Annotated in this window: 29 protein-coding genes, 1 rRNA gene and 1 riboswitch; of the genes, 2 read left to right on the top strand and 28 right to left on the bottom strand. The window is 45.8% G+C overall.

Translation table 11 applies throughout. The features are described from left to right. Window positions 1-87 precede the first annotated feature (87 nt). The 14 genes from MKY01_RS00205 to MKY01_RS00140 form a co-directional block, all read right to left on the bottom strand. Entirely contained in the window at window positions 88-1,041 is a 954-nt protein-coding gene (locus MKY01_RS00205) for a ribose-phosphate diphosphokinase (RefSeq protein WP_017691370.1), read from the bottom strand. 101 nt (window positions 1,042-1,142) lie between these two features. Further along, window positions 1,143-2,543 (bottom strand): bifunctional UDP-N-acetylglucosamine diphosphorylase/glucosamine-1-phosphate N-acetyltransferase GlmU, encoded by a 1,401-nt coding sequence (gene glmU, locus MKY01_RS00200; RefSeq protein WP_036606127.1) that lies wholly within the window; start codon window positions 2,541-2,543, stop codon window positions 1,143-1,145. A gap of 68 nt (window positions 2,544-2,611) precedes the next feature. Then, entirely contained in the window at window positions 2,612-2,806 is a 195-nt protein-coding gene (locus MKY01_RS00195) for a hypothetical protein (RefSeq protein WP_124118801.1), read from the bottom strand. 83 nt (window positions 2,807-2,889) lie between these two features. Beyond that, on the bottom strand, window positions 2,890-3,174 hold the full coding sequence (gene spoVG, locus MKY01_RS00190) for a septation regulator SpoVG (protein ID WP_017691372.1): 285 nt from the start codon (window positions 3,172-3,174) through the stop codon (window positions 2,890-2,892). A gap of 188 nt (window positions 3,175-3,362) precedes the next feature. Further along, entirely contained in the window at window positions 3,363-4,190 is an 828-nt protein-coding gene (purR, locus tag MKY01_RS00185; RefSeq protein ID WP_017691373.1) for a pur operon repressor, read from the bottom strand. A gap of 97 nt (window positions 4,191-4,287) precedes the next feature. Continuing rightward, a complete protein-coding gene (gene ispE, locus MKY01_RS00180; RefSeq protein WP_076329928.1) occupies window positions 4,288-5,142 on the bottom strand; it encodes a 4-(cytidine 5'-diphospho)-2-C-methyl-D-erythritol kinase in 855 nt (284 codons plus the stop codon). A gap of 149 nt (window positions 5,143-5,291) precedes the next feature. Next, the gene (locus MKY01_RS00175; RefSeq protein ID WP_017691375.1) at window positions 5,292-5,468 is read right to left on the bottom strand and encodes a small, acid-soluble spore protein, alpha/beta type; all 177 of its coding nucleotides are present in this window, start codon (window positions 5,466-5,468) and stop codon (window positions 5,292-5,294) included. A 257-nt stretch (window positions 5,469-5,725) separates the two neighbouring features. Next, the gene (locus tag MKY01_RS00170) at window positions 5,726-6,001 is read right to left on the bottom strand and encodes a Veg family protein (RefSeq protein ID WP_017691376.1); all 276 of its coding nucleotides are present in this window, start codon (window positions 5,999-6,001) and stop codon (window positions 5,726-5,728) included. 153 nt (window positions 6,002-6,154) lie between these two features. Then, window positions 6,155-7,051 carry a sporulation peptidase YabG gene (gene yabG, locus MKY01_RS00165; RefSeq protein ID WP_017691377.1) on the bottom strand — a complete coding sequence of 299 codons (897 nt, stop codon included), beginning with the start codon at window positions 7,049-7,051 and terminating at the stop codon, window positions 6,155-6,157. A gap of 59 nt (window positions 7,052-7,110) precedes the next feature. Next, window positions 7,111-8,013 (bottom strand): 16S rRNA (adenine(1518)-N(6)/adenine(1519)-N(6))-dimethyltransferase RsmA, encoded by a 903-nt coding sequence (gene rsmA, locus MKY01_RS00160; RefSeq protein WP_100528122.1) that lies wholly within the window; start codon window positions 8,011-8,013, stop codon window positions 7,111-7,113. Between the two features lie 4 nt (window positions 8,014-8,017). Beyond that, window positions 8,018-8,563: a ribonuclease M5 gene (gene rnmV, locus MKY01_RS00155; RefSeq protein ID WP_017691379.1), complete on the bottom strand. Its 546-nt coding sequence runs from the start codon at window positions 8,561-8,563 to the stop codon at window positions 8,018-8,020. A 155-nt stretch (window positions 8,564-8,718) separates the two neighbouring features. Then, window positions 8,719-9,903, bottom strand: coding sequence for a 3D domain-containing protein (locus MKY01_RS00150; RefSeq protein WP_074092915.1), 1,185 nt, complete (start codon window positions 9,901-9,903; stop codon window positions 8,719-8,721). Window positions 9,904-10,176: 273 nt separating this feature from the next. Then, a riboswitch (cyclic di-AMP (ydaO/yuaA leader) is annotated at window positions 10,177-10,430 on the bottom strand. 241 nt (window positions 10,431-10,671) lie between these two features. Next, window positions 10,672-11,442, bottom strand: a complete 771-nt coding sequence (locus MKY01_RS00145; RefSeq protein WP_179087975.1) for a TatD family hydrolase — start codon at window positions 11,440-11,442, stop codon at window positions 10,672-10,674. 333 nt (window positions 11,443-11,775) lie between these two features. Then, window positions 11,776-13,053 (bottom strand): HD domain-containing protein, encoded by a 1,278-nt coding sequence (locus MKY01_RS00140; RefSeq protein ID WP_036606129.1) that lies wholly within the window; start codon window positions 13,051-13,053, stop codon window positions 11,776-11,778. 317 nt (window positions 13,054-13,370) lie between these two features. Between MKY01_RS00140 and MKY01_RS00135 the strand changes: the two genes are divergently transcribed. Continuing rightward, a complete protein-coding gene (locus tag MKY01_RS00135; RefSeq protein WP_024633700.1) occupies window positions 13,371-13,625 on the top strand; it encodes an AbrB/MazE/SpoVT family DNA-binding domain-containing protein in 255 nt (84 codons plus the stop codon). Between the two features lie 282 nt (window positions 13,626-13,907). Here the strand turns inward: MKY01_RS00135 and rsmI are convergent, their stop codons facing one another. The 12 genes from rsmI to MKY01_RS00075 all read right to left on the bottom strand — a co-directional run bounded on the left by rsmI (window position 13,908) and on the right by MKY01_RS00075 (window position 23,877). Then, window positions 13,908-14,792, bottom strand: coding sequence for a 16S rRNA (cytidine(1402)-2'-O)-methyltransferase (rsmI, locus tag MKY01_RS00130; RefSeq protein ID WP_036606130.1), 885 nt, complete (start codon window positions 14,790-14,792; stop codon window positions 13,908-13,910). Continuing rightward, window positions 14,793-15,572 (bottom strand): tRNA1(Val) (adenine(37)-N6)-methyltransferase, encoded by a 780-nt coding sequence (locus MKY01_RS00125; RefSeq protein ID WP_339284940.1) that lies wholly within the window; start codon window positions 15,570-15,572, stop codon window positions 14,793-14,795. A 95-nt stretch (window positions 15,573-15,667) separates the two neighbouring features. Further along, complete coding sequence (gene yabA, locus MKY01_RS00120) at window positions 15,668-16,036, bottom strand: DNA replication initiation control protein YabA (RefSeq protein ID WP_017691386.1); 369 nt, start codon at window positions 16,034-16,036, stop codon at window positions 15,668-15,670. A gap of 28 nt (window positions 16,037-16,064) precedes the next feature. Continuing rightward, window positions 16,065-16,865 carry a stage 0 sporulation family protein gene (locus tag MKY01_RS00115; RefSeq protein ID WP_017691387.1) on the bottom strand — a complete coding sequence of 267 codons (801 nt, stop codon included), beginning with the start codon at window positions 16,863-16,865 and terminating at the stop codon, window positions 16,065-16,067. 117 nt (window positions 16,866-16,982) lie between these two features. After that, complete coding sequence (gene holB / locus MKY01_RS00110) at window positions 16,983-17,954, bottom strand: DNA polymerase III subunit delta' (RefSeq protein ID WP_036606132.1); 972 nt, start codon at window positions 17,952-17,954, stop codon at window positions 16,983-16,985. 9 nt (window positions 17,955-17,963) lie between these two features. Further along, complete coding sequence (locus MKY01_RS00105; protein ID WP_017691389.1) at window positions 17,964-18,407, bottom strand: YaaR family protein; 444 nt, start codon at window positions 18,405-18,407, stop codon at window positions 17,964-17,966. Window positions 18,408-18,751: 344 nt separating this feature from the next. Continuing rightward, window positions 18,752-19,081, bottom strand: coding sequence for a cyclic-di-AMP receptor (locus tag MKY01_RS00100; RefSeq protein ID WP_017691391.1), 330 nt, complete (start codon window positions 19,079-19,081; stop codon window positions 18,752-18,754). 61 nt (window positions 19,082-19,142) lie between these two features. Then, on the bottom strand, window positions 19,143-19,790 hold the full coding sequence (tmk, locus tag MKY01_RS00095) for a dTMP kinase (RefSeq protein WP_101315024.1): 648 nt from the start codon (window positions 19,788-19,790) through the stop codon (window positions 19,143-19,145). Window positions 19,791-20,007: 217 nt separating this feature from the next. Then, window positions 20,008-20,700 (bottom strand): LrgB family protein, encoded by a 693-nt coding sequence (locus tag MKY01_RS00090; RefSeq protein WP_083685168.1) that lies wholly within the window; start codon window positions 20,698-20,700, stop codon window positions 20,008-20,010. After that, a complete protein-coding gene (locus tag MKY01_RS00085; protein WP_339284938.1) occupies window positions 20,670-21,098 on the bottom strand; it encodes a CidA/LrgA family protein in 429 nt (142 codons plus the stop codon). Before MKY01_RS00085 ends, MKY01_RS00090 begins: the two co-directional genes overlap by 31 nt. Window positions 21,099-21,607: 509 nt before the next feature. Continuing rightward, entirely contained in the window at window positions 21,608-23,434 is a 1,827-nt protein-coding gene (locus MKY01_RS00080; protein WP_339284936.1) for an aminotransferase class I/II-fold pyridoxal phosphate-dependent enzyme, read from the bottom strand. Between the two features lie 257 nt (window positions 23,435-23,691). Then, the gene (locus MKY01_RS00075; RefSeq protein WP_017691396.1) at window positions 23,692-23,877 is read right to left on the bottom strand and encodes a sigma factor G inhibitor Gin; all 186 of its coding nucleotides are present in this window, start codon (window positions 23,875-23,877) and stop codon (window positions 23,692-23,694) included. Between the two features lie 499 nt (window positions 23,878-24,376). On the opposite strand from MKY01_RS00075, the gene MKY01_RS00070 reads away from it, so the two are divergent. Next, complete coding sequence (locus MKY01_RS00070; RefSeq protein WP_036606136.1) at window positions 24,377-24,901, top strand: hypothetical protein; 525 nt, start codon at window positions 24,377-24,379, stop codon at window positions 24,899-24,901. A 657-nt stretch (window positions 24,902-25,558) separates the two neighbouring features. Here MKY01_RS00070 and MKY01_RS00065 read toward each other — a convergent pair. Beyond that, window positions 25,559-25,999 carry a hypothetical protein gene (locus MKY01_RS00065; RefSeq protein WP_017691399.1) on the bottom strand — a complete coding sequence of 147 codons (441 nt, stop codon included), beginning with the start codon at window positions 25,997-25,999 and terminating at the stop codon, window positions 25,559-25,561. A 212-nt stretch (window positions 26,000-26,211) separates the two neighbouring features. After that, window positions 26,212-26,328 (bottom strand): 5S ribosomal RNA (gene rrf, locus MKY01_RS00060). Between the last annotated feature and the right edge of the window lie 78 nt (window positions 26,329-26,406).

The raw sequence follows: 26,406 nt of genomic DNA, 5'->3' as shown, positions 1-26,406 counted from the left end.
ACTTTTAATAAAACGGCACGCCGACAGGGGTTACATTTTCCATTGAACCGGAAAACGTAACCCCTCTACTACTTTATGCAGACATCCTTATTCAATTTCAAACAGCTTGCTGATTGACAATTCCTCATGAACCCGGATAATCGCTTCTCCGAGCAAAGGCGCTACAGACAACACTTTGAGTTTGCTTGTCGGATTAGCATGCGTAATTGGAATAGTATCCGTTACGATGACTTCCTTCAATGGTGCATTCTCCAAACGTTCCATCGCAGGTCCGGACAATACCGGGTGAGTACAGCACGCGTATACTTCTTTTACGCCGCCTTCCATCAGAGCATTCGCTCCCAGTACAATCGTTCCCGCCGTGTCAATAATGTCATCGATCAGGATAGCTGTTTTACCCTCGATGTTACCGATAATGTTCATCACTTCGCTCACATTTGGCTCAGGACGACGTTTATCGATAATCGCCAGGGGTGCATTCAGGAAATCAGCCAGTTTACGTGCGCGTACTACGCCACCGTGGTCAGGCGACACAACAACCGGATTTTCGATCTGTTTCGACCGGAAATATTGAGCCAGAATTGGCACGCCAAGCAAATGGTCGACTGGAATGTCGAAGAATCCCTGAATCTGCATTGCATGCAAGTCCATCGCGATAACACGGGTTGCACCCGCTTTTTCAATCAGGTTAGCAACCAGTTTCGCTGTAATCGGGTCACGCGAACGTGCCTTGCGATCCTGTCTTGCATAGCCATAGTAAGGAATAACGACGTTAATCGTCTTGGCAGATGCCCGTTTGAGTGCATCAATCATAACGAGCATTTCCATCAGGTTATCATTAACCGGCAAGCAAGTGGACTGCACGATATAAACGTGACAACCCCGAACACTCTCGGAGAGTTTCACTTGAATCTCGCCATCACTAAAGCTGGTTGTGTGAGATTCACCCATAGGGATCCCGATATAATCAGCAATTTGATGGGCGAGCTTGGGGTTAGAATTGCAAGTAAATATTTTTAATTTCGAATCAAAATAAGTCATAAAATAAAAACCCTCCGTGCTGGTTCATTGGAATCAATAAGCGTCTGCGACATGTCGGCACCTCCCCGATCTTCGGGAGGCAATCTTGTTATCAAAACCCCTTATTGGGGTTTGGCATTTTGTTTCTTGGCTTTGGCACGTCCGCGAATCTTCTCCGCATAACCAGGTTTATTCTCCTGACGTGGACGAGCAATGGCCAGATCATTCTCGGGAACGGAATGGGTAACGGTAGAGCCAGCAACCACATAAGCGCCTTTTCCTACCGTAATCGGTGCAATCAGATTGACGTTGCTACCTACAAAAGCATCATCTTCAATCGTTGTCACAGCTTTATTATAACCATCATAATTGACAGTTATTGCCCCGCATCCAACATTTACGTTTTTCCCTACTTTGGCATCCCCAATATAGCTGAGATGAGATACTTTGGATCCTTCATCAATTGTAGCATTTTTCACTTCAACAAAGTCACCAATTTTTACGTTGCGACCCAGTTTAGTCCCTGGACGCAAATTAGCAAATGGACCTACCGTTGCATCAGAACCAACCTCGGCATTGGATACTACCGAATGTTTAATCGTAACTCCGTCCTGAATAACGCTGTCTTCCACATCTGCCTGAGGACCAATATGACATGCTTCACCAATGGAAGTTGTGCCTTTGAGGATCGTCCCCGGATACAGAACTGTATCTGATCCAATCGTAACATCCGCTCCGATATATGTCGATGACGGATCAATGATTGTCACACCGTTCAACATATGGCGTACGGCAAGACGTTCACGCATGAAGGCTTCGGCTTGCGAAAGTGCAAGACGGTCGTTAACCCCGATGGATTCTGCGATGTCATCCGACATGTAAGCTTCAACCACTTCTCCATCATTGCGGAAAATGCCAACTACGTCTGTGAGATAATACTCTCCCTGAGCGTTCTGGTTCGTCACTTTTTCCAAGGCAGCGAACAATTTTGCATTATCGAAACAGTATGTGCCTGTGTTAATCTCATTCACAGCATCTTCCTGCTCTGTGCAATCCTTTTGTTCCACAATCCGTTGTACAGATCCATCTTCTCCGCGAATGACGCGGCCATAACCTTTGGGATTGTCCAACTGAGCCGTAAGAACTGTGGCTGCTGCTCCGCTGCTCTCATGCAACTTCATCAGACCTTCCAACGTCTCACTGGTCACAAGTGGTGTATCTCCACAGACCACAATCGTAGAGCCAGTTTCACCGCCAAGCAAGGATTTAACCTGCTTCACTGCATGACCTGTACCCAGTTGTTCCGCCTGAAGTGCATACTCCGCTCTGGAACCCAAAAATGACTGCACCGCTTCGGCACCATGACCGACTACAACTACACTGCGTTCAACGCCTGCGCTAAGTGCTGCATCCAGCACATGTCCAACCATAGGTTTACCGCATACGGGATGCAGTACTTTGTACAATTTTGATTTCATTCGTTTTCCTTGCCCTGCGGCAAGAACGATTGCCATTCGTTTCAAAATTAACGACCTCCTGTTCTGAAAATCCCATTGAAATGCATTGCTGATCTATATCCAATGAGTATCGTTCAGCCGGCTTCAAGCCGGTCCTGTTCATCGCCTGCTGTCTCTGTAATCACACGTAACAACGCGGACACCAACGAATCGTGACCTATATGTATACGCCGTGTACCTGCGAGCTTAACCGAATCCCAATGATTCCTAAGATGCCGCCCTGCCACCAAGCGCACGATGCGCTTTTTGTTCTCTGCTAATAAACTCAATACTGAATATATCTTATTCCGGTCAAAAAGAAAAGAGAGCCATAAGACATGGCTCTCTTTTCCTTCGAACCCCAATAATGTTCTCAGGCACCTTCTTCAATGACTTCTTCCTCAGTTGCCGCACGATCGTATTCAGTCAAAACTGCTGCCTGAATCTTCTCACGCGTACCGGAAGAGATCGGGTGGGCGATATCACGGAACTCTCCATCAGGAGTACGTTTGCTCGGCATAGCAACAAACATTCCGTTGTTACCATCAATGACACGAATGTCATGAACGACGAATTCGTTATCGATGGTAATGGATGCGATAGCCTTCATTCTCCCCTCCGAGTTAACACGGCGGAGTCTGACATCCGTAATTTGCATGTGTGTGTTCACCACCTTTTTCCATCAGAACTTGGTGTATAATTCCACACAGCATATACGAACTCCTTCTTTTTATAACCACAAAAATTTCCTAATTTCAGGAATTTTTTTATTTAATACACAATTCGACAACGTTAGTGCCAGGTCGATGGAAAAGACCTTTTAACGACATAACATTCGTCATCTTTCTACAGGTCAAAATAGTTGCCAGGCTTGACGGAAATCTGTCTGCTCTTGGCATCAACCGCTGTCAGTTTCGCCAGAGATACGTAATCTGTTAACAGGCGTTCTTCTGAATCCACAGAACCAGATTCCACCAGTACCCCTACCCCGGCTACTGTAGCATTAAACTCGGCCAAAAGATCGATCATTCCTTGCACCGTACCCCCGGCCTTCATGAAGTCATCCACAATAAGTACTCTGGAATGCTCACGCATCGCCCTACGAGAGAGGGACATGGTATGCAGACTTTTGTGGGACCCGGATACATAATTGATACTTACGGCCGATCCTTCTGTAGCCTGATGGTCCCTGCGTACGAGCACGACAGGCAGGTTGAGCTGGGCTCCGGTCGCATAAGCCAATGGAATTCCTTTGGTTTCTACCGTCATAACCACATCAATATTCATATTGCCAAAGGCCGTTGCAAAAATCTTGCCGGCTTCATTCATCAATGCGGGCTGACCAAGCAAGTCGGACATGTACAGGTATTCTCCAGGCAAGATCCGATCAGGTTGCGCGAGCTGGGTCGAGAGCCGCTCCGCAAATGCCAATGCCAGTTCTCGGGATACCTTCGGAATCCATCTTACTCCCCCGGCTGCTCCAGCCAGTGTATGCAGTTCTCCTGACCCACCTTCTTCGAACACTTCCTTGATAATCGCCAAATCTTCACTAATTGAAGACTTTGCGGCACCATAACGTTCGGCAAATGTGGTCAACGGAATAACCGTATGCGGTCTGGACAATAAGTATTGCGTCATTTCAACCAGCCTTGCGCTTCGTTTTAACTTCTTCACAGAGATCCATCCTCACGATCACGGAAACATCCAAATCCGAATAATTATTTAAGAATATAACACCTTTATACGTGTTTGTACATTATAAAAGCGAATTTCACGTCAACATACGCACAGCGTAAACTTCTTTACAGAACCCACGCAGACCGTTGTATATCCGGGCAACCTTGGATTCTTTGGAAACCAGGCCAAATACCGTTGGACCGCTACCAGACATTAACACGCCGTCTGCACCCAATCGAATCATGGCATCCTTCAGATGCTGAACTTCCGGATACAGCTTCAACGTTACATCTTCAAGCACATTGCCCATCTGGTCACAGACTTCCGTAAATGATTGATTGCGTATAGCCTGCTTCATTTTAGTTGCACTCGGATGACGAACAATCTTGTCACTGCGGAACCTTCCGTACACATCAGCTGTAGACACATTAATCGGAGGCTTGGCCAGAATTACCCAGCACTGCGGCGGATTAGGAATGGGAGTTAACTTCTCACCACGGCCTGTAGCGAGTGCAGTCCCTCCTGTGATACAGAATGGAACATCCGACCCAAGTTCAGCCCCAAGCTCCTGAAGTTCGTGATCCGGTATATTCAACCGCCATAGACGGTTCAATCCACGCAGCGTTGCTGCTGCATCACTGCTGCCGCCGGCGAGTCCGGCTGCAACTGGAATCTTTTTATCCAGATGAATATGGACGCCCGTACGCACGTTATAGCGTTCCTTGATGAGTCTGGCTGCCTGGAAAGCCAGATTCTTCTCATCGAGCGGGATATAACCCGCCTGACTGGAGATGAAAATAGTATCTCGCGGCAGCTCAGACATTTCCAGCCGATCAGCCAGATCGACCATGGTCATGATCATTTCAACTTCATGGAATCCATCGCTTCTTTTATGTAAAACGTCCAGCATCAAATTAATTTTAGCAGGCGCTTTTTCGTAAATTTTCAAGGCGTTCACCCGTCCTCACCTTTTCCCTAAGACAACTTAACATATTATATCAAAATGGGGCTGTCAAGTCATTTGTATTCCGCATCTAAGGGGAAAAAGCGGGGTTGTTCCTGACGGATTTCCCCGCTTTTAAGTCTGCTTGAAACGGATTAAGATTTGCGCGCAGCCTGTTCAGCAAGTTGAATTGCACGTTTTACCATGTTTCCTGCATCCTTGGCTTTAATTCCGCCCCAGCCTTCCTGTTGCACAGTATCATAGAAGCCCAGATCTTTCGCGAGCTCATTCTTCAGATCCTCTGACATGACACTTCTTCTTCTGCGACTCATGAACCATCCTCCTCCAAAGTATCCTTCATAATGTGATGAGTTCGTTGTTCGTTCACGTTTTGGACATTTTGTCACCAGGCCATATTCAGTTTCCTGCATTGCTTAAGAAACTGTCCCTTCACCTGTCCATATAGTATGCCGCGACCGTTCCTCGCTCATTCCTGAGTATGTATGGGTTACGTTAGAGGGAGAATTGGTGTTTAAAGAAAACAAAAAAGCGATCCGCCTTGTGGGGCGAATCGCCTGTAAATCGATACTTACGTCTCCATATAGGAGCTATGCGTCTGGCTGCCCGGGTCATAAACCATGACTTCCACCGATTCCGTAAGTATATCCGCATAACTATAAGATACTCGCTTGAAGGTTTCTTGCTCCTCATCAAGCTTAACAATAAAAACAGAAGGGTACGTTTCTTCCAATACACCCGTACGCTCAATGGTCTTACGGCGGCCACCATTAGCCCGCAACATAATTTTCTGACCAATATGTGCATCGAGATTGCGTTTGATATCCAACAGCGTGTTTTTAGCCATTGTCGACGACCACCTCTTTTCTTGTCCATTATACCGGATTTTACAGTCATTGTCAAATCAAAACTAATTATTATATCAGCATCAAAAAGTTGTTGTCAATGAATTTTTTTGCAAACAAAAAAAGCCCCAAATTGGGACTTTAAATGGCCTACATCAGACTGCCGACGGGTTCACTTTTAGCGTAGATAAATCATTCAGCCCAGGCAGACCTACCCGGTAACTCCCCCGTGTCTCGACACCACCCACACCCTGGCTACCACTGATGGTATTGTGCAGAACATCACTCATGTTGACCGTATCGCGCACAGAGGTAAAGGAGGCCTTGGCTGCCACATAGACCGGATCAAGTGCATGAATGAGAATTCTGCCTGGGGAACTGGCAAAGTTCGCTCCAGCGCGCAGCAGTGCCTCAAAATGGGACTGACAGGCCCCTGCAACAATAGTGAGGGCGTCCAGATGGCGTTCATATTGTCTGGCCACCTGAATAGCCGACACAAAATTTTGCGAGTTCTTGTAGCTACCAAGACTATATAAGTCATAGGGCTGACGTGTCTTTAACACCCCATCATGACCCGTAATAACTACGATATCCGGACGTACTTTGGGTAATAAGCGGTATAAGGTATCTGCCATTGCCGATTCATGGACATACTGTCCCTCTGCGGGTACACGAAGTTGCTCATAGAGATCCATACTTTTTTTCAAATAGTTCGGATCTCCATCCAGATGAAGCACCTTTCCAGGCATTTCAAAATAAGCCGGTTCCTGCTGGGCAGACCAATCCTGTACCAGACCTTCACGATTCCGCTCAGCCTGTTCCATACGATTCTGCTGCAGACGGGACAGGGTCTGATGTGCTTTAATATGCGCCTGTCTGGTCTTGGCGCTTTGTGGTTCGTAGGGAACCTGTATCAAATCGTCCACCGGGGAATCGGCAATCAGCCGGAACTCAGTCCCTTTAATGACCGCAGCATCCAACTGGAGGCCTTCCACCCGAAAAGTCACATCGCCGCCGTATGACTTCCGAACGACCAAGTCTCCGATATTCATCAACGTAATCACCTCTACCCCATCGTATGGGCAGAGACCCGGTTTGGTTCATTCAAATTTTACAGCGCTGCACGTACCCCTGCTTCCCACATTACGGTGCTGAGTGTGGCATACTCTTGCAGACTCAACGTCTCTCCACGTCGGGACGGTTGAATACCTGCCTGCTCCAGCAGAATGTCTGCCTGTTCCCGGTTCTCCTTTGTGAAGAAACGTGCCTTCAAGTTGTTTGAGATTGTTTTTCTCCGCTGGGCAAAAGAAGCCTGTACCACTTCGAAGTAGTGTGCTTCATCCGGAATCTCCACTGGTGGCTGCTCACGCACTTTCAGCTTAATGACAGCTGATTCCACATTAGGTTGCGGAATGAAGACCGTAGGAGGCACAATACACACAAGTTCCGGCATACTGTAGTACTGAACTGCGATGCTTAGACTACCGTAGTCTTTTGATCCTGGTGCAGCAGCCATGCGTTCAGCCACTTCTTTTTGGATCATGACAACAATGCTGTCTACCGGCAGCTTCTCTTCCAGCAGTTTCATCATGATTGGAGTCGTTACATAATAAGGCAGGTTAGCTACGACACTGACTTTGTCCACGGATGCAAAATCCGTATTAAACAACTCAGCCAGATCAAGCTTCAACACATCCCCATGATGAACACGTACATTCGAATAAGGCTGCATCACTTCTCCCAGGATTGGGATCAAGCGCTGGTCAATCTCTACGGCTGTGACGGGACCGGCTACCCGAGCCAGTCGCTCCGTGAGGGCTCCAATACCCGGCCCGATCTCCAGTGCGCCCTTAGACTCGTCCAGATCGGCTGCATTAACAATTTTGTTCAGTATATTTTGATCGATCAGAAAGTTCTGACCCAGACTTTTCTTAAATGAGAATCCGTGTCTTTGAATAATCTCTTTCGTACGCTTGGGCGTTGCAATTTCAATCGTCTCTTCCATGTTCTTCATATGCTCACAATCCTTCACGTTCAATTTGCGCTAATGCTGTAGAGAATTCTTCCCGTGTAATCTGAAATACACTGAGACGTTTATGGAACTGCTTTCCGTTACAATATCCGATGCCCAGCAGATTGCCCATCTCCATGCGACGTGCAGCAGCCTGCGGATGTACAATAAGTCCTGCCGCGATCAGGTCCTCCCAATCGATCAGGCTCGGAGCACCTTCGTATGAAGTATGTACGCGCGCCAGAGCATGACGGATCGCCTCTGGTGAGGCATTCTCCACCCCAATGTCCCCTTTGCGCGTTGCATCGGCTTCCGGAATGAAGGCATGTTTGCAGCCTGGCACCTTGTTCGCAATAATTTTTCGAATGCGTTCGCCAGCATGATCCGGATCTGTCAGTACAATGACTCCCCGTCTCTCCTGAGCAAGCGCAATCCGCTTCAGAATGCGTTGGTTGATTGCTGATCCACCTGTTTCTATGGTATCGGCTTCCACGGCCCGACGGATAGCTACCGTGTCGTCACGGCCTTCCACCACAATGACTTCTTTTATCATGTTCCATTTCTTCCTTTCTAACGCAAAAAGAAGAGGAATATCCTCTTCTCTGCCAAACGGCGGGGGAGACTGAATTCAGACTCCTCCGCCGCATATTCCGCATGAATCATTCATGCAACTATTTTATAGCATTCCCATTTCAAAGTAAAACGATTTTAGTTCGCTTCCGGCTTCACCGGACCGATCACGTAGACCGTCTTGCCTTTCTTACGTCCAAAATTCAGGGCATGCTTCACACTGTCATAATACACATCAATTTTGTTGCCTTTAATGGCACCGCCTGTATCTTCCGCACGACGGAATCCCAGACCTTCGATATATACCCACCAGCCAATTGGAATGACTTTGGGATCAACCGCAATGGTGCGTCCTTCCGTTACACGAGTACCGGAAGCTGTTTTAGTTCCAATGCCAGGCTCTTCGGAAGAGTAAGCAGTCATGGATACATTTTTAAGTACTTTGGAGTATTTAAAAGAAGTCCCGGATACGGTAATCACTTTGCTGCCCGAGGCAGATGTTTTCTTCGAGTTCGTTGTTGTAGCCTTTTTGGTTGTTGAAGTTTGAGCCGATACGGTCTGAATCTCAGGTTCTTTCACGACCGGTTTTGCTTTTGTGCCGACAGCGATCACTTTATCTACACGATTATTAGCGACAGATTTGCCGACCATTTTTTTGGAGACCAATTCTCCATCCTGAAATACCTTTTCGATATGCTGTACAATTGTGCCTTCTTTGCCGTTCACAACGACACGGTTATCACCTTTGTACAAGCTAGGGTCAGCCGTTTTAATGACTTTGTAAGCGATCGGTTGCTCTACATCCACTGTACGCTTTGTTACGCGCACTACACGGATCTTCATCTCCGCTTTGATAGCAGTTCCAAGCGCCGGATACACTTTATCATTACTTTCAACTTGAATACCTGATTTTTGAATTGCATCTTCTACCGATGAATCGGTTGTATACAGAGTCTTGGTGTCTCCGTCTGCCGTAATGTTAACTGGAACGGCCCGCTCAATAACGATTCGGTCTCCATCTGTTAACGCCCCATTCATGGACATGGATACCTTATCGTGAGGGCTGACTGTGATCGACTGCTCCTCCAGCATTTCCTGAAGCATTCCTGTACGAGTCTCTACCACCTGAGCTTTGCCATCAATAACCAGTGAAATTTGTTTCCCGGCCTGACCGTAAACGACTAACAAGATCATGATTGTAAGCGCAATTGAGAAAATCGCGATCAATGCCATTTGACGCATGTTCTCATGCTTCCACCGCAACGCGAAAGACTTACTGGATGATCGTGACTCATGGGTCTCTTCTGGTTGGAATGTGCCCACTTCTCCGTCCTCCTTCATAGCCTCGCCGTCTAAAGTAATGCATGATGTCTTTGACGTGACTATACCAAATTTTCTACAGAACACAGATTGGACCAACATAATCCGGTTCTGCACCATGAATCAATCTTCGCAACATGATGTCATCCTCCTGAATACCTACCGTATGATGACAATATTTCTTTTATTCAAAAACAAAAAAGCCAAAGAAAGAGTGTAAGAGGAACTCTTTCGTGGCTTCCGAATGATTTTGAATATCGGAAATTCATGCACGAGGTTGCCTCTCTTTTTCCGCTTGCGAGGTTAGCTGTCGGGTTCGGGCGAAAGAGAGCCGCCCTATCTTGGGTCACCCGCTCATGGCGGACGCCCTTGAATTCACCCCGAGACCCAAAGAAGAAATCAAATACGGCTTCGCAGTTCCCTTCGCTGCTTTTGGGTCAGCGAACGTTGCGCATCGGCCAAATACACCGATGTTTAAGCCCTATTGGTTCCCCCGCTCTCCGTTAACGGAGACTCAGCGAGACTGATTCATGAAAGTAATGTTGTTTCATCGGAAAGTGTCCCTTTGTTCATCCCCCGAACATCTGTCCAATTTTCCGCACAACAATTCACTGAAAAGATGATATCCTGTTTTGATGCATGTTGTAAAGCGTTGATCAAGTACGTTTTTCTGAATATTTGGTTAAAATATTGTAATATTCTTGATTTATTTGGATCAAAGGGCAAATTACCTCCGCTTACCTGCCTTTTTCACCTCATTTGCTCGTTTTTTTAACGAATCCCAAATCGTTCCATGGCATTTTTGGTTGTTATTGCAGCAATTTCCTCCACCGAAATGCCTTTAATTTCCGCAGCTGCCTCTGCAACCAGACGTACATGCGCTGTCTCATTTCGCTTCCCACGATAAGGGTGCGGTGTCAAATATGGAGCATCTGTTTCAATGAAAAACCGGTCCATAGGAACCTTCTCCAGCACCTCTTTGGGTTGCTTTGCATTTTTGAATGTGATCGGTCCTCCGAAGGAGAGATGGAAGCCCATATCGAGGCAACTTTTTGCTGTTTCCCAGCTGCCCGAGAACGAGTGCATCACACCACCAACTTCACCCGCCTTCTCTTCACGCAAAATTCTTATGATATCCTCATGCGCATCCCGATTATGGATGACAATTGGCATGTTCACTTCACGCGCCAAAGCAATTTGTTGTCGTAATACGCGATGCTGTATTTCTTTTGGTGAAGTATCCCAGTGATAATCCAATCCAATCTCACCGATCGCAACCACTTTTTCATGCTTGCATAAAGATGCAATCCACTCCAAATCGCCCTCCTGCATTGTGATCGCATCTACGGGATGCCAACCTACAGCTGCATATATAAAGTCATATGTTTCGGCGAGTTTCATTGTGGTTGGAATTGTCTCCCGGTTAAAACCAATGTTGATCATGCGACCAACTCCTGCATCTACAGCACGCTGAATCATGTCCTCGCGGTCCTCGTCGAATTGTGGTGCATCCAGATGTGTATGTGTGTCGAACAGCATCATGTCTGTATCTCCCTTCATGTCGAAATAACGACTATCTTCTTTTTCAAAATCCAATTTGTAAAATTCAATAATTTAATGACTCATACATAAAACATTTTGGGTAATCTGTGTATTACATCATTACGTTTGTTTCTTCACAACTACAATATATAGAAGATATACGGATATTCTGATCTATATATTGCTGATTGTACTCATTCTGCCTGCTTCCATTTACAAAATTATGTCGATCTACATATACTCCCCATTAAAGCAGATTACTGTATCATGAAAAATAGCTCTTTTAGAAAGTGTTTTGATATCGAAATTCTTCATCGGATTATACTCACACGATTACAAGAAATAGGGGCGTATATGTGACGGTAATTCGTGAATAATCGCATCCACCTTGTTTTGCGGGTAATACAAATGATGTTTCCCTCGGTGAAGCCCACTGATGGAACGGACAATGTCAGATACTTCTGACAACTCACGTAAATTGTCCTGTCGATCCAGAAGAAGAATCTGCTTATCTGTGGATTCATCCGGACGAAACACATCATACGGATTATCCGAAGGAAAATCAATTTCAAGATCATATTCGGGATCGAGGCCAGCCTGTACAAAAGCTTCCCGAATCTCTTCCATCATTGTCAAGTCGACCTGTTCAAGCTCTACATACTTATATAACTTGCGATCCATAAAACGTTCGCATAACTCACTCAGAACAGTATCGTCCTCCTTGCGCCACTGCGTAAATGCCGTCTGAATTAATGCTTCATCCAACTGCAAATATTCATCCACGGATAATTCTCCTTCAAATAATTGAGGGAGTGGATCAATCATGAAGCGGAATTGAAAACCATGTTGTAGGAGTGTTTTCGCTCGCTTGAATATTTGCCGCAATATAATTTCAGAACTACGAGTTACCGGATGGAAGTAAATCTGCCAATACATCTGATACCGAGACATTAGGTAATCCTCCACAGCATGCATGCCTGACTCCTTGACTACAATCCGCCCATGATAAGGACGCAGCATCCGAAGGATACGATCAAGGTCAATCGTGCCGTAATTTACACCTGTAAAATAGGCATCCCTGAGCAAATAATCCATTCGGTCTGCATCAAGCGGACTGGTCACCAAGTTCACCACAATCGGCTTTTCATACGTTTTTTGAATGACAGACGCTACTTTCTCAGGAAAATCAGGAGCATACCGTCTTAAGATCGCCCCTACTTCGGTATCACCTGTAATAATGCGACAAGTCCAATCTTCGTGATTCATGTCAAAAGCTTCCTCGATGGAGTGAGAGAATGGCCCATGCCCGAGATCATGAAGTAGAGCTGCACACAGAGCTACAATCTTTTCTTCCTTCGGCCAATCCGAATAATGACTTCTTTCAAATTGAGAGATGATCTTGCGTGTGATCTCATAAACACCTAGTGAATGTGAGAACCGACTATGCTCTGCTCCGTGAAAGGTAAGGTAAGAAGTACCCAGTTGACGAATCCGGCGTAAACGCTGAAATTCCGGGGTGTTAATTAACTGCCATATAACCGGATCTTGCACGTGGATATAATTATGTACCGGATCTTTGAATACTTTCTCTTCCGTTAAACGTTGTTCCATGTCGACTCACTCCTTTAATTTCTTTTATATTAACGCTTTGAGCTCTGCGATTCATCTAAGATTCGACACCATATGACGAACTTTGTCGAATGAAGTAGTTTTGTCGTTTTCCAAATCGACAAAGCTGACATTGAGGTTTAAATGCGAAAAACGGCTTCCAATCCCTTACCACCAGTAACCTTGTGAAAAACAGCCTTAATTTTAAGCTAATTTTAAGGTTGACTGATTTGGGAATCGTTGGTATGATGAGTATCATAAAACATAAAATAATGTCGAATAATGACAAAGATAGTTAGCTGAGAGGAGCACTGATTATAATGATGAAATCAACAGGTATTGTAAGAAAAGTGGACGAACTGGGACGGGTAGTTATTCCAATTGAATTGCGCCGTACGCTCGGTATTGGTGAAAAAGATGCTCTGGAAATCTACGTTGACGGCGAGCGCATCATGTTGAAAAAATACGAGCCTGCTTGTATCTTCTGTGGTAATGCAGAGAACGTTACTTACTTCAAAGGTAAAATTGTTTGTAACGAATGTATTTCCGAAATCCCTGCACCTGTGACAAAATAAGAAAAACCAGGTATACTGGACTTATCTAAATTGTTATTTCTAACCTTTTTAATATTCCTTAATGACCTTCCCGGTGTGAACCCCACCGCGGAAGGTATTTTTTTTCCTTGTTATGGGTTCCATTACCCAAAATGATTCTGTCACACGCGAACTGGGAGAGAACGATGAAATTTGTTCGGAATTTTTTTTAGCCACTCTGCTCTTTTTAATATTCCACTAAGGTTGGATATAAGCTTCTTTTCAGGTTGTGTTCCCCACAACAGAAGATATTTGGTTAGATTACTACTCGATTAATGCATTATATACATCACGCTTCGCCAGACCGCGATCGGTAGCCGTTTTTTTCATTGCATCTTTGCGGTTATGTCCTTCACCCTCATAATGGCTGACATGATCCGCGAGTGACATGAGCTGCCACCATGCTTCGCGCTCAGCCTTACGCTCCTCTTCCTTAATGCCTTCTACCAGCAAGCAGTACTCGCCAAGAGGTGGATGCTCTTCAAGCCAGTCTATGCATTCCCTCACAGTACCCCTTGCGAATTCCTCATGACGCTTGGTTAGTTCACGAGCCAGGACAATCGAGCGATCACCCAGAATTTCTTCAAGGTGGACTAATGTTTTCCGAATACGGTGAGGCGATTCATAAAATAACAAAGTCCCGTTGGATTCGTCAAAAGCCTCCAGCACTTTTCGCATGTCCTTTTTCTCCCGTGGCAAAAAACCGCCGAATGTAAAACGCTCCGTCGGTAATCCGGACACGATCAGAGCAGACAACGCAGCATTGGGCCCCGGGATGGGAATGACCGTTATTCCGGCTTCCAGTGCAAGCTGTACAAGGTCAGAACCAGGGTCCGAAATGGCTGGCAAACCGGCATCGCTGACGAGTGCCAAATTTTTTCCTTCTATTATATAGCGTATCAGTTCAGGTCCACTCGCCCCCTTATTATGCTCATGATAACTAAACAGCATCGAAGGTGTAATTTCAAAATGGGTAAGCAGCTTTCGGGTCTGGCGTGTATCTTCTGCTGCAATGATGTCACAACTCTGCAATGTCTTGATGGCACGAAAGGTCATATCCTCCAGATTACCAATGGGTGTTCCAACCAGATAGAGCTTGCCTGATCCTTCAGGCTGCTCCGCATAGCTTTTTTGAATATGCAAAGTCATCTAAAGCCCTCCTTTCGTAGTACGCTCAGCATGTTGCTGACCATAGTAAATATCCATAATCTCTTCGCAGTATTTCCCCTCTTCATTGTAAACAATGAGTGGAGGAAGCATCCTAACTTCCGGTTTACCATCTTTCATTCCTTCAATTAACACCATGTTGGCTTCCAAATGAGCACGGGGATGTACCATCCGAATCCGTTTTGGTTCCAGCTTATATTCGCGCATGAGCGAGATAATCTCTGCAAGGCGTTGCGGACGATGAACCATCGATACTTTGCCGCCATTACGTACAAGTCGACTGCACGCCTGAATCACTTCTTCCAGGGTACATCCGATCTCATGACGTGCCATTGCCTGATGTGTGTTCATCTTGAGATCACTGCCATTCAGAGGCATGTATGGAGGATTAACCGTTATTGCATCGTATACAGCATGTCCTGTTTCTTTCACGAGTTCTCGCAAATCACCTTCACGAATCATAATCGACTGATCCAATGCATTTAATTGCACACTGCGACGCGCCATATCAGCCAAACGTGGCTGAATCTCGATCCCTTCCAGACTAGCCTGCGTACGCGTTGTAAGCAAAATGGGAACCACCCCGTTACCCGTACACAAATCAAGTACACGACCCCGTTTAGGTACGGAAGCAAACCGGGCTAATAATACGGCATCCATCGAAAAACTAAACACTTCATCACTTTGAATGATTCTCAGATCATGAGAGAGCAGATCATCAATCCGCTCTGACTCATGTAACACAACTTCATTTTCTTCCATATGTTACGCTCATCCTCCGGTACTCTATATCTCATGTTCGTTTAGTTTAGGTTTATAACCTTGAAAAAAAACCGTAGGGAATCCCTACGGTCACTTCATTTATTCAAAAAAGACAGGCAGAACAGACAATCGCCTTCCGTCCGCAAATGTCCATAATAGACGTTGCAGATATGGAAGCCTTCGTGATACAACCGAGCCAGATTATCATACCCTTCACCCACAACATCCTCGCCTGTAGCCGGACCTGCCGGTCTTGCTACAGGAGCGAGTGCTGAGGAGATCGGCAGATCTGCCGGTGCCTCACGTTTGAGCAGTTTGCGTAACTGCTCATTCTCGATGGTAAGCCGCTGATTATCCTCAAGCAGCTCCTTCACAATCATTTTTAACTCTCCTAAATCACCGTGCAACTGACCCAGTTGGGTTTCCATTTCATGAATGTGCGTAAACAGATTTTTCTTTTCCAAGTTTCCACCCCGAAGCAACCTTTATGGTTTACTTGATAACGACGTCATCCAGCGGAAGTTCTTTGACTTTACTGATGTCGAACAGTTGAACATGGACTGTGCGGCTACCGGCATTAATTCCGACAACTTTTCCTTCACCCAATGAGGTGACGACCAATTTGCCTACAGCTGGCAGTTCTTCTCTCACACTTTCATAGTTATCATGCTCAAATTTCAGACAGCACATGAGTCTTCCGCACAACCCTGAAATTTTCGTCGGATTCAGTGACAGGCTCTGATCTTTAGCCATCTTGATTGATACCGGCTCAAAGTCTCCCAGCCAGGAAGAACAACACAACACACGGCCGCAAGGTCCGATTCCGCCAAGCATCTTCGCTTCATCACGTACACCAATCTGTCTCAGCTCGATTCGTGTCCGGAATATGCTTGCCAGATCCTTGACCAGCTCCCGGAAATCAACTCTTCCTTCAGCTGTAAAATAAAATATAATTTTATTGCGATCAAACGTAAATTCCACATCGACCAGCTTCATTTTGAGGCCATGGTCTTTGATTTTATTTAAACAAGTACCGAATGCTTCTTTGGCTGCACGTTTGTTCTCATCAACCACACGGGCATCTGTATCGCCCGCAACGCGGATGACTTTCTTCAGCGGCAACACCACATCGGACTCGCCCACTTCCTTCTTACCTACGACAACCTTACCGTACTCAACCCCCCGCGCTGTCTCCACGATAACGCAGTTTTCTTTCTCAATGGGAAGGTCCAGGGGATCGAAGTAATAAATTTTGCCCGCTTTTTTGAAACGGACACCCACTACACTGTACAAAAAATTAACCCCCTTGTAAGCCAACCCCACTTCGTCTGAAGCCCCGTCTTCTTAGGGAACCGGCCGAAGTTATAACCGTTTGCATATGATTGGAGCTAACTTTGCCCTCTCCCAGTCTTATGCCAAACCGATCAAAAATTGCTCCAGACAAAGCTGGCCATTGACGTTGAAACGCAATTTTTTTCTGCATGCTGCGGCCATATCCATATAGGAGACCCACTGCTCTGTGCTGCGGGTATGTGCCAACTGAGATAACATGTCTAACTGATCTATAAAAACGATATGTTCATGCCTATCGTACTGAACATACAGCATGTCCCTAAACCATAGATGGAACAAACTAAGCAGCATGTCCAGGTGTTCAGAGAGTCCGGTTTTAAAAAGCTTCTGCTGTGCAGAGATCAATGATGTACTTCCTCTACCCAGGGACTCCTTCCCTAATTGTAACATTACGTTTCTAATTTCTGCAAACCAATTCTGCTGGAGAATTTCTCTACATGCTTCCAATCCTGACGCTAAATGGACGGCAGAGCGAGCCAGATTGGCAGGGTGCCCTTCCTCAATCAGAGATTGCAGCATCTCTTCCGGATTCAGTGCGCTGAACGGCACCAATTGGGAGCGTGAGCGGATCGTTGGCAACATGGCCTGTCCATTATCTGTAATCAGGATGCCGACTGCTGGTACCTGCGGTTCCTCCAGAAATTTGAGCAAACTGTTTGCTGCCTGCACCGTCATTTTCTCGGCTTGTTCTATAATATATACTTTGGGATGTCCTGCCTCGGATCGGTATGAAAAGATACGCTGCAGATCCCGGATTTGATCTATTTTAATGTTGTTTCCATCTGGTGCAAGCATGGTTAGATCCGGATGGTTACCATGATCTACCTTACGACATTCAAGACACTGCCCACAAGCGTCATCTTCAAGCTCTGTACAGAATATTGCCTTGGCAAAGGTAATTGCCGTCTTCCGTTGCCCGCTACCAGCTGGACCGCTAAACAAATACGCATGGCTTATTGCCTTACGTCTCAAACTGCTTTGTAACATTTTCTTGGCCGCTTGTTGACCCATAATCTGTTGAAAGGACATACTTCCTCCTCAGAAGCTTAAATTAATAAGCATCCCCCGAATTTCGCCTACTTGTTGTAATAGAGAGATTTTTCCTTCTTCTGTATCCAGCAATTCATCAGCCATGGATAACAGAGCGGAGTCAATTTCATCAATCAGCTTATACCGCTTACCTCTGCCACGACGATCCCAACCCCTTGTCTCTTTCATGGATACACCGCGACGAACGGTCTCTTCCAGGAACCTTTTAACAAGTTGCTTATACGCCTTCAGTTCACGAATCGTCATGGAACGTGCCAAGCGATCTCCCTGAAGCTGGATTTCACTAAACCGGCGATTCAGTTCAGCTTGTGAGGCCCGTTCCCCCTGGTGATTCATCATATCAGAGAAATTTTTGGATTGAACCGGTTTGGAACCTGAATCAGTAGAACTGATCCCGCTCTGAATCGGTCTGAATCCAGGATTGATTTTCATGGATACGCCCGCTTTCTATCATAGTTAGCCAATCGCCCATCAGCACAGTGCGCGTTGCGCCTGTGCGTGAGAATGAGGCTTTTATATATGCTGATCACACTCTATATATAATGGTAGATACACATCACCATCAAGGACTAGTTCTTTGTAGTCAACCTCTTTCCGAAATGAACCATTCCCCCAGCTGGGAAATGCTCATCCGGAAAGAGTATGCTGATTTTTCTCGTCAAAAAAGGCGCTCCGTAAGTGGCACGCACGAACTCTGTTAACTCTTCTTGCATCCATCGTTTCCAACATGCTATCGATCATGAAGGACCCTCATGGGATCCATGCAATAGGTTTAATTAGAAATGTTCGAAGCGATCTACCGGGAGAACAAATACAGTAGCTCCGCCTACTTGAACTTCAACAGGTAGCGGCAGGTAAGAGTCGGTTGTTCCACTCATTGGTGTGACCGGAGTCACGAGCTGTTCACGAACCTTACAGCTGCTGCGAATGACGTTCATTACGGATTCGACTTGACCATCATCGACACCGATCATAAACGTCGTGTTGCCTGCCTTCAAAAATCCGCCCGTACTGGCAAGCTTCGTCGCCCGAAAGTTTGCTTTGACCAATGCGCTGGATAATCGGTTGCTGTCTTTATCCTGTATAATCGCAACAATCAGTTTCATCCTGCATAACCTCCTTTAGAATAAGCACCTTTATCAAATGCCCTGTCTATATATTAGACAATTACTCGTCAAAATCCTTCAAAATCCCTGTCTCCAGCGACAAAATCATTGCTGCCAAGACATCCTCCTGCTTCATGGAAGCATCGATAACTCTGATCCGTTCTGGGAACTGCTCTTTTAATAGGAAGTAACCCTCTCGCACTTTACGGTGAAACTCCAGATTTTCCAGATCCAGACGGTTCACTTCGCGGCCATCATGAGCATCGATCCGGGCAAGCCCCACTTCAGGCTCAATGTCCAGATATAAGGTCACATCCGGCATGAGATCACCAATCGCAAAACGGTTAATGGCCCATACATTCTCTATCCCGAGTTCACGGGCGTAGCCTTGATAGACCAGACTGCTATCGACAAATCGGTCACAGATGACTGCTTTTCCAGCTCTCAGTGCAGGCTCTACTTTCTCCGCCAGATGCTGGCTGCGTGCAGCTGCATACAATAGTGCTTCGGTTCGAGCATCCATTGCCGTATGAAGAGGGTCCAGAATAATTGAACGTATTTTCTCCGCAATCTCAATTCCACCAGGCTCTCGCGTAACTACGTAAGGTATACCCCGTTCTTCAAAATAAGAACCTATTCTACCGATCATCGTTGTTTTACCGGAACCCTCTCCCCCTTCCAGCGTAATGAATTTACCTCTGCCCTGCATATGCTTCCCTGCTTTCTATGTCGATAATTGCATCTATTGCTGCTGTAATTGAATATGCTTAGACCCTCTTGCTACAAGATATGATATCCCCCGCCCAGAGGTGTATAGCTACAGCTATATCGGTACGTATTAATAACACCAAGATCATACAAGCTTGTTTCTTTCTATCATACTATAGGTCAGCGGTTACTCCAACATGAACAACAAAGTAAAGCGTTCAACCGTAGATAATCCATACCCATAATGGAAGCATAATTGATCCGGCAATAGCACTGACAATCATGGAAACTGAACTGAGGGCTACCGCATTCTCTCCATATTCAAAAGACCTTGCCATGCCGAGGGCATGAGATGCTGAACCCAGTCCAATTCCATAGGCATGTTTACTGCGGACCTTGGCCCATTTCAAGAGCATCGGCCCCAATAATATCCCTGAGAATCCTGCAATCATCACAAACAGCGATGTGAATGAGGCATTCCCCCCAACCTGATTAGCGAGTTGAATAGCCACAGGAGTTGTCACTGATTTTGGCAATAAAGCGATGACCATCTCTTGCGGATAGCCGAGCAGAATGGCGATTAAAGCGCCTGTAGCGATACCTGTAATACTGCCTCCGATTGTTCCACCCACAATTGGAATGATATTTTGCTTCAGAACATGCAGATGTCTGGACAAGGGAAAAGCGAGCGATACAACTGCTGGACCCAAAAGCTCCTGTATCCATTTTCCACCCAGCATGTAGGTATCCAGCTTTATACCGGAAATCACCAAGATCAGAATCAGGATGGCAGTCGTTGTGAGTACAGGCATAAGGATCGGCCATTTCAGCCTTTTATATAGACGAGTGGCTGGAATATATACAGCGATGGTTAGCGCGATCATTCCAATTCCGAGGATGAATGCTGACAAGTGATCGCCTCCTTTTTGCCTGAATGAGACGATCTCCATGTCATAAGCCACTCACTTAATTTGGCAGATATCAGACATGTGATTAATGTGCTAACAATCAAACCAAGAACCAATAACAATGTGTTGGCTCTAAAAAAATCAAAATGATTAATAATGCCCACAGTTGGCGGGATGAACAACAATTGCAGATGAGATTGAAGCCACGTCGACCCTTCTTCTCCCCAGCTCATTTTGATCCATCCCAGTTGAATGATGACAAACAATACCAACATGCCCACAATACTGCCTGTTAACGGCAGATGTAATACAGCTTGAATCAAGTTTCCAATCCAATAAAAACCGTACATCAACAAAACTTGCAGGACTATTCCTGTATATTTTTTTAGCGGAATACCCAAAGTGTTCCCTTCTTTCTTATGTCTATCTATATAAGTTGAACTAAAGCGTGTCTTCAAACTGAATGTGTCTGGAGCAGGGCACGGAGCGGGAGGGCTAACGACCCTGTGACGTCTTATTTAGCGATTTGAAACGCCCGCAGCAATCTAAGGAATCTGAAAGACGCTATATTGGAATAACCAGCCGTTTACAGCGTGTTTATTAGGTGATTTTGGTTAATAACGTGTCTCAGGTTTCTTACAAAATAAAAGGAGGACTCGAAGGCTAAATAAGACGTCCTCGATTCCTTAGAAAATCGTCTGGACAATTCGCCAGGATCAGCAATCCTTGATTTCAAGATGTTGGACCCTGACATCCTTCAACGTCTTGCATGCCTGAGTTTGAAGACACACCCTAGCAACTAAATTAATGACCAAGAGACCCTCACATGTGTAGGGTCTGATATCGCTATCCGTATTGGTCATATAAACTACCTATTGGTGAATGCAATTCAGATCTTCATGTGTTCCCTTCATTCCTTCATGACCTTCAATGACTGTAGAGATGCATCGGATACCCCATGAAACTTTGCACCCTCATCCCGCAGGAGTTGTATACGAGCCACCATCGATGGACTAATACGTTCACCCGGATATACAAGCGGAATCCCTGGAGGATAAGGAATAACCATCTCGGCTGATCGACAACCCGCGCTTTTTTCTATCAGGACATTGATCGTATCCGTCTCCACAATCGGTTGCAGTGTAAAGGAGATCGGTTCCGAGTAGCGAGTTTTTTCTTGTAAATTGTTCCACGTGGAAATATAATGTGCCGAACCTTTCGCAATCTGTTGCGATGGCACTGCATTAGATTGGACCTGCTCATGCCCGTTGGCAGAGCTGATATGGTGTAAAGCCTGCAACAGGTGCTGAGCATCTTGCACCGTTGAGCCCAGGCTGAAGAGCAAGACGACGTACCGTTCGTCGCTCATCTCAGGCACACAGCCGCACGCTTCCAGCTGCTGCTGTAGCCCATAACCGCTCAGCACCCCTGCGCCGTCATAGATGACAGCCTTGAATGGGTCCTGAGCGGTATACCCCGCGGCAGCTGGCATCGCCGCCGCGGTCAGGCCCTCCCGTGTCTGCTGCGCGGGCGACACGGACATGCCAGCCGGCTTCGCAGTTCCGGCTGGCGGTTCTGGCTGCAGCGGCTGTGCAGGTTGCAGCAACTGGAAGCGCGGCAGCTCCGCGAGGCCGCGCTTAAAGGCTTTCACGGCGGCGAGCCCCGCCGTGAATGTGTTCGCGCCCTGCACGTGCAGCAGCCGGCGCGCCAGATCAAGCGAAGCCATCACCGGGTATGATGGGCTTGAGCTTTGCACCATGGCCAGGCGTTGCCTTAACAGGGACCGGTTTAACAGTGGTCCCTGAATGTGCAACATGGCACCCATGGTGAAAGCCGTCAGCATCTTATGCGTCGACTGCACGACACCGTCTGCTCCGCATGACAGTGCAGAGACAGGCAGCTCCGGATGCTGCCCATAATGCGCGCCATGCGCTTCATCCACGAGCAATGGCATGCCAGCGGCGTGGCATACCTCGGCTATGGGCGTCAGATCAGCGCCCATGCCGTAATAATTGGGCAACGTGACTAACACGCCCTTTGCCTCAGGGTAGGACTGGACAGCAGCCTGAACCGTCTCTACCGACGGCATGACCGCAAGTCCAGACACAGGATCGACCCACGGCTCCAGAAATACAGCTCTTGCGCCTGCCAGCATTAACCCGTGAATAACGGATTTGTGCACATTCCGTTGCACCAGCACAATACTGTTTGGCTCATCACACACAGTTAGCAATATAGACAAATTACCTGCTGTACTGCCTCCCACAAGGAAGAAACTCTCCTCCGCTCCAAAACAATCTGCCGCAAGCTCCTGTGCTTCCTCGATTACACCTTCCGGATGGTGCAAATCATCGGTGCCCGTAATCTCCGTAACATCCATCTCCATCATCTCCAGAAATGAACGCACCGGTACCAGTTCTAATTCCGAGTTAGCCCCTTCAACGCTGAGTCGTTCCACACTCTCCAGATCAGCCCCATGTTCATCCACCGAACTGAAATGCTCTACCTTCTGGTTAACATTCTTTTCTCCATCATTCTGAATCTCACCGTTGTGCTGGTGTTCCTCATTGACGATATCCTTAGCTGGAGATTGCCCTGCTTCTGCTTGTTCTACCAAATGTCGATAAGCTTGTCCATTCTTATGCCCAGGCACATGAAAAGAACGCTGCTTCGAATCACGATACGCAAGCAACGTTTCATATAAAGGGGCTCTACTTGCTTTATTTTTATGATCCATGAAATAACCATCCTGTACATATATAATGTGCGCCCTATGCGCTTCAAAATGCTTCCTAATCCAAGGAACGCATTTCTTCCCCATCTCCACACGCTCTACTGCAAATGATCTATACCATTATATCAGCATACGCCTTCCCAAGATGGCAAACAAGACAATCTCTCCTCTTAAAAACAGAAAAAGGCCCATTGGGCCTCTATACACATCAGCATCGTTACAATGTGATGTTTCGCTTCTACTTCTATTAGCAACATTTATTATGCGTTTTTTTGTACCCAAATTTGCTTCATTTGATGAATAAAATAATTGTACTTGGCATCCTGCGCGTCGGTATGAACCATTTCTGCTTCACAAGTGTCACATATGAATTCAGATACAATAAAAATGCCTTCTCTTTTTCTTTGCTCGCAGATAATACATGTGTGTTCGGCATGTTCTTCCATGGACCATCCCACCTTGTTTTACGTTTACTATCAGTATTGCACAGTTTCTATTATTTTAAACATTTTCATAGTGCTTTCTTTCTATAAAATATATATATTCGCCCACCCCCTTTTGGGTGTCTGTACCGAAAAATACATTCATTCTCCCTACAAGAACATCACCTGCTTATGTATATACAGTAATCCTACAAGCCATTGCATTTACCTCTACATCACGTATCCCTTGGCCTGACTCAAACTTATATTTAATTTCCTTAAAAAAACTTGGAATCCCAGCCGATATATAATACATGATAACGATATCAAATCCTGACAGTCCATGTATTCGGGAGTATACTGAGATAAGCTCCGTCGAATCTCAATATCTTGTACAATCGTCATGGCGTGAGATACAAGGTTCATATATACATACATGTATGATTCATTCCCTTTTACTCGTGTAAGAAAAACGAATACCCACCCCACATAAACGTGAATCCGAAGGAGGATATATAATCGTATGATCGCCGAACCGGAGAATAAAGCAACATTTTATCAATACCGGCTTCTGAAAAAAAAGGCTATCGCCCGCAGTGTCATTTACAGCTATCTGTGTCTGCCGGTCATCATGCTCTTATTCAATCTACTCGCATTCTCCTGGACTGGCCTCTTCTTTTTTGTACTGGCAGGTCCAATCACCATCTGGATTCATTATGTCATCGCCAGAACGATATTACTTCTGGTCCGTACCTCTTACGCCAAACGCTGGCGCTGGAATATGCGTATGCCCTGGTTAGGTTATATCCCTGATCAGCATTTTAGCTTCCGTATGTTTGTCCGGGTACACCTTAACATGAGCTGGATTGGATTATGTATCATTACAGTATGTTTGATATGGTCGCCATTGTCCTTCACCCTCTCGCTGATCTTCTGGCATTTGTGGTTGCTGGGTCCTCGCTTGTATGTTGTAATGGTTCTCTCCCGTGAGCGTAAAGACGGACTCATCAAATTGAATGAACAAGATGTTTCATATTATCTGCAATAACACTCCCTCATTTATGCAATACTCAATGTACCTTACTTACTTGTAATACATAACCGCTGAGCCCTTCGAATAATCTGATGCAAAAACATAATCGTGTATCGTTCAGTTGACTCAGCCTCACATGCTCAAATAAAGGTTATCCACAGTGGATAACCTTTATTTATTGTTCCCTTCTCATCCATTATCCACAGCATGGGCATAGTTAAATGAGTTATCCCCACTCGAGGCTCCGTTCTTCTCCTCTTTTCCTCCCGCTGCTCCATATCCTCATAACCCCAGATATCTCGTAGATCTTACACCTTTGAGCGATCTCTCACTCAGTCTCAGCTCTATATGCCTCAAGCTGCTTTCCATCAGCCATTCATTACCTCAATACCACTATGCAACTATATATCTCCCCCTCTACTTTTAGCGCTCTACAATCCCCTATGCTTCAAGCACACATACCACCTATACATGTACGGAAGGAAACTACTCATTCCTTCCTTCTGTACCTTTATGACCTCTGATCCACCATACGTGATAGCTTCTCCCATCATTACTAAGGCCTACTTCGCTAAATAACAAAAAGCCCCCGATCATGTACACGGGAGCTTTACTATATTATAAGGAACATCACAGCGTTAATTAATCATACTAAACCATACTTTAACCAGCTTAATCATCTTCAGCCAATGATTTAACTGTCGTTTGAGTAGCATCATTTCTAGGAACCATTAGTGTAAAGGAACCATCATGTACTGCTAAATGCACAGTATGTCCTTCCTTTGCAAATACACGCAAGGTACTGGATTCATTGGATGTACCCTTGGCTTGCCTCTCTGTCCAACCCCAGCTTTTAATCTCGTCTAGATATACCTCAGGCAAGCTAGTACTCTCACTAATACCAGACAGCGTATATCGAACATAATCCATATCCGAATTATTTTCAGACTGGTCAGATTTATTCGCTACTTTTGGCACCGGAAAACTCTTCTCGTTCACCGCACCTTCATATGAAGTCCATACAGATCCTGAAGCTTCACCGCATCCTGCTAGAACAACGGTCAAACAAAGCAACAGAAATGATTGTAGTCCAAGTCTCCGCCAACTTAACACACACACCCTCCTTTTCACAGCTGCACATTCCAGCTCTGTGGTCAGGTACTTTTAGCATATTTAACATAGTCCTATTATACTGGTTTTGCCGCTGTTATCCGTAACAAAAATGTTACCTTCCAGTATCGATCGTGTCAGAGCTTCCGCTTATCATATTTAATCCTTATAAACAAATAAAAACCACCACCGAATAACATCGGCAGTGGTTCTTTGCTTGGCGGCGTCCTACTCTCCCAGGACCCTGCGGTCCAAGTACCATCGGCGCTAGAGGGCTTAACGGTCGTGTTCGGGATGGGTACGTGTGGAACCCCTCCGCCATCGCCACCAAACGCATAGCTTAGCTTACATTTCAGAGATCGTTCTCTGAAAACTAGATTCGAAACGAAACACGCGATTTACAACTTGCT

The sequence above is a fragment of the Paenibacillus sp. FSL R5-0486 genome, assembly GCF_037975155.1.
GTDB classification, from domain to species: domain Bacteria; phylum Bacillota; class Bacilli; order Paenibacillales; family Paenibacillaceae; genus Paenibacillus; species Paenibacillus amylolyticus.
The sequence above is the reverse complement of the archived record's forward strand: the minus strand, read 5'-3'. Positions and strand labels throughout refer to the sequence as shown.

Coding starts and splice junctions, on each gene's coding strand:
- rsmI (WP_036606130.1), bottom strand. CDS start 14,792: ATGACTTTGCATATTCAAAAAAGCTATGCGGAGCAGCCTGAAGGATCA.
- MKY01_RS00175 (WP_017691375.1), bottom strand. CDS start 5,468: ATGAGTCGCAGAAGAAGAAGTGTCATGTCAGAGGATCTGAAGAATGAG.
- MKY01_RS00170 (WP_017691376.1), bottom strand. CDS start 6,001: ATGGCTAAAAACACGCTGTTGGATATCAAACGCAATCTCGATGCACAT.
- yabG (WP_017691377.1), bottom strand. CDS start 7,051: ATGAATATCGGAGACTTGGTCGTTCGGAAGTCATACGGCGGCGATGTG.
- tmk (WP_101315024.1), bottom strand. CDS start 19,790: ATGCAGGGCAGAGGTAAATTCATTACGCTGGAAGGGGGAGAGGGTTCC.
- MKY01_RS00075 (WP_017691396.1), bottom strand. CDS start 23,877: ATGGAAGAACATGCCGAACACACATGTATTATCTGCGAGCAAAGAAAA.
- MKY01_RS00140 (WP_036606129.1), bottom strand. CDS start 13,053: ATGGAACAACGTTTAACGGAAGAGAAAGTATTCAAAGATCCGGTACAT.
- MKY01_RS00135 (WP_024633700.1), top strand. CDS start 13,371: ATGATGAAATCAACAGGTATTGTAAGAAAAGTGGACGAACTGGGACGG.
- MKY01_RS00105 (WP_017691389.1), bottom strand. CDS start 18,407: ATGAAAATCAATCCTGGATTCAGACCGATTCAGAGCGGGATCAGTTCT.
- MKY01_RS00100 (WP_017691391.1), bottom strand. CDS start 19,081: ATGAAACTGATTGTTGCGATTATACAGGATAAAGACAGCAACCGATTA.
- holB (WP_036606132.1), bottom strand. CDS start 17,954: ATGTCCTTTCAACAGATTATGGGTCAACAAGCGGCCAAGAAAATGTTA.
- rsmA (WP_100528122.1), bottom strand. CDS start 8,013: ATGAAGAACATGGAAGAGACGATTGAAATTGCAACGCCCAAGCGTACG.
- MKY01_RS00125 (WP_339284940.1), bottom strand. CDS start 15,572: ATGGAAGAAAATGAAGTTGTGTTACATGAGTCAGAGCGGATTGATGAT.
- spoVG (WP_017691372.1), bottom strand. CDS start 3,174: ATGCAAATTACGGATGTCAGACTCCGCCGTGTTAACTCGGAGGGGAGA.
- MKY01_RS00080 (WP_339284936.1), bottom strand. CDS start 23,434: ATGGATCATAAAAATAAAGCAAGTAGAGCCCCTTTATATGAAACGTTG.
- MKY01_RS00145 (WP_179087975.1), bottom strand. CDS start 11,442: ATGATGCTGTTCGACACACATACACATCTGGATGCACCACAATTCGAC.
- MKY01_RS00205 (WP_017691370.1), bottom strand. CDS start 1,041: ATGACTTATTTTGATTCGAAATTAAAAATATTTACTTGCAATTCTAAC.
- rnmV (WP_017691379.1), bottom strand. CDS start 8,563: ATGATAAAAGAAGTCATTGTGGTGGAAGGCCGTGACGACACGGTAGCT.
- MKY01_RS00070 (WP_036606136.1), top strand. CDS start 24,377: ATGATCGCCGAACCGGAGAATAAAGCAACATTTTATCAATACCGGCTT.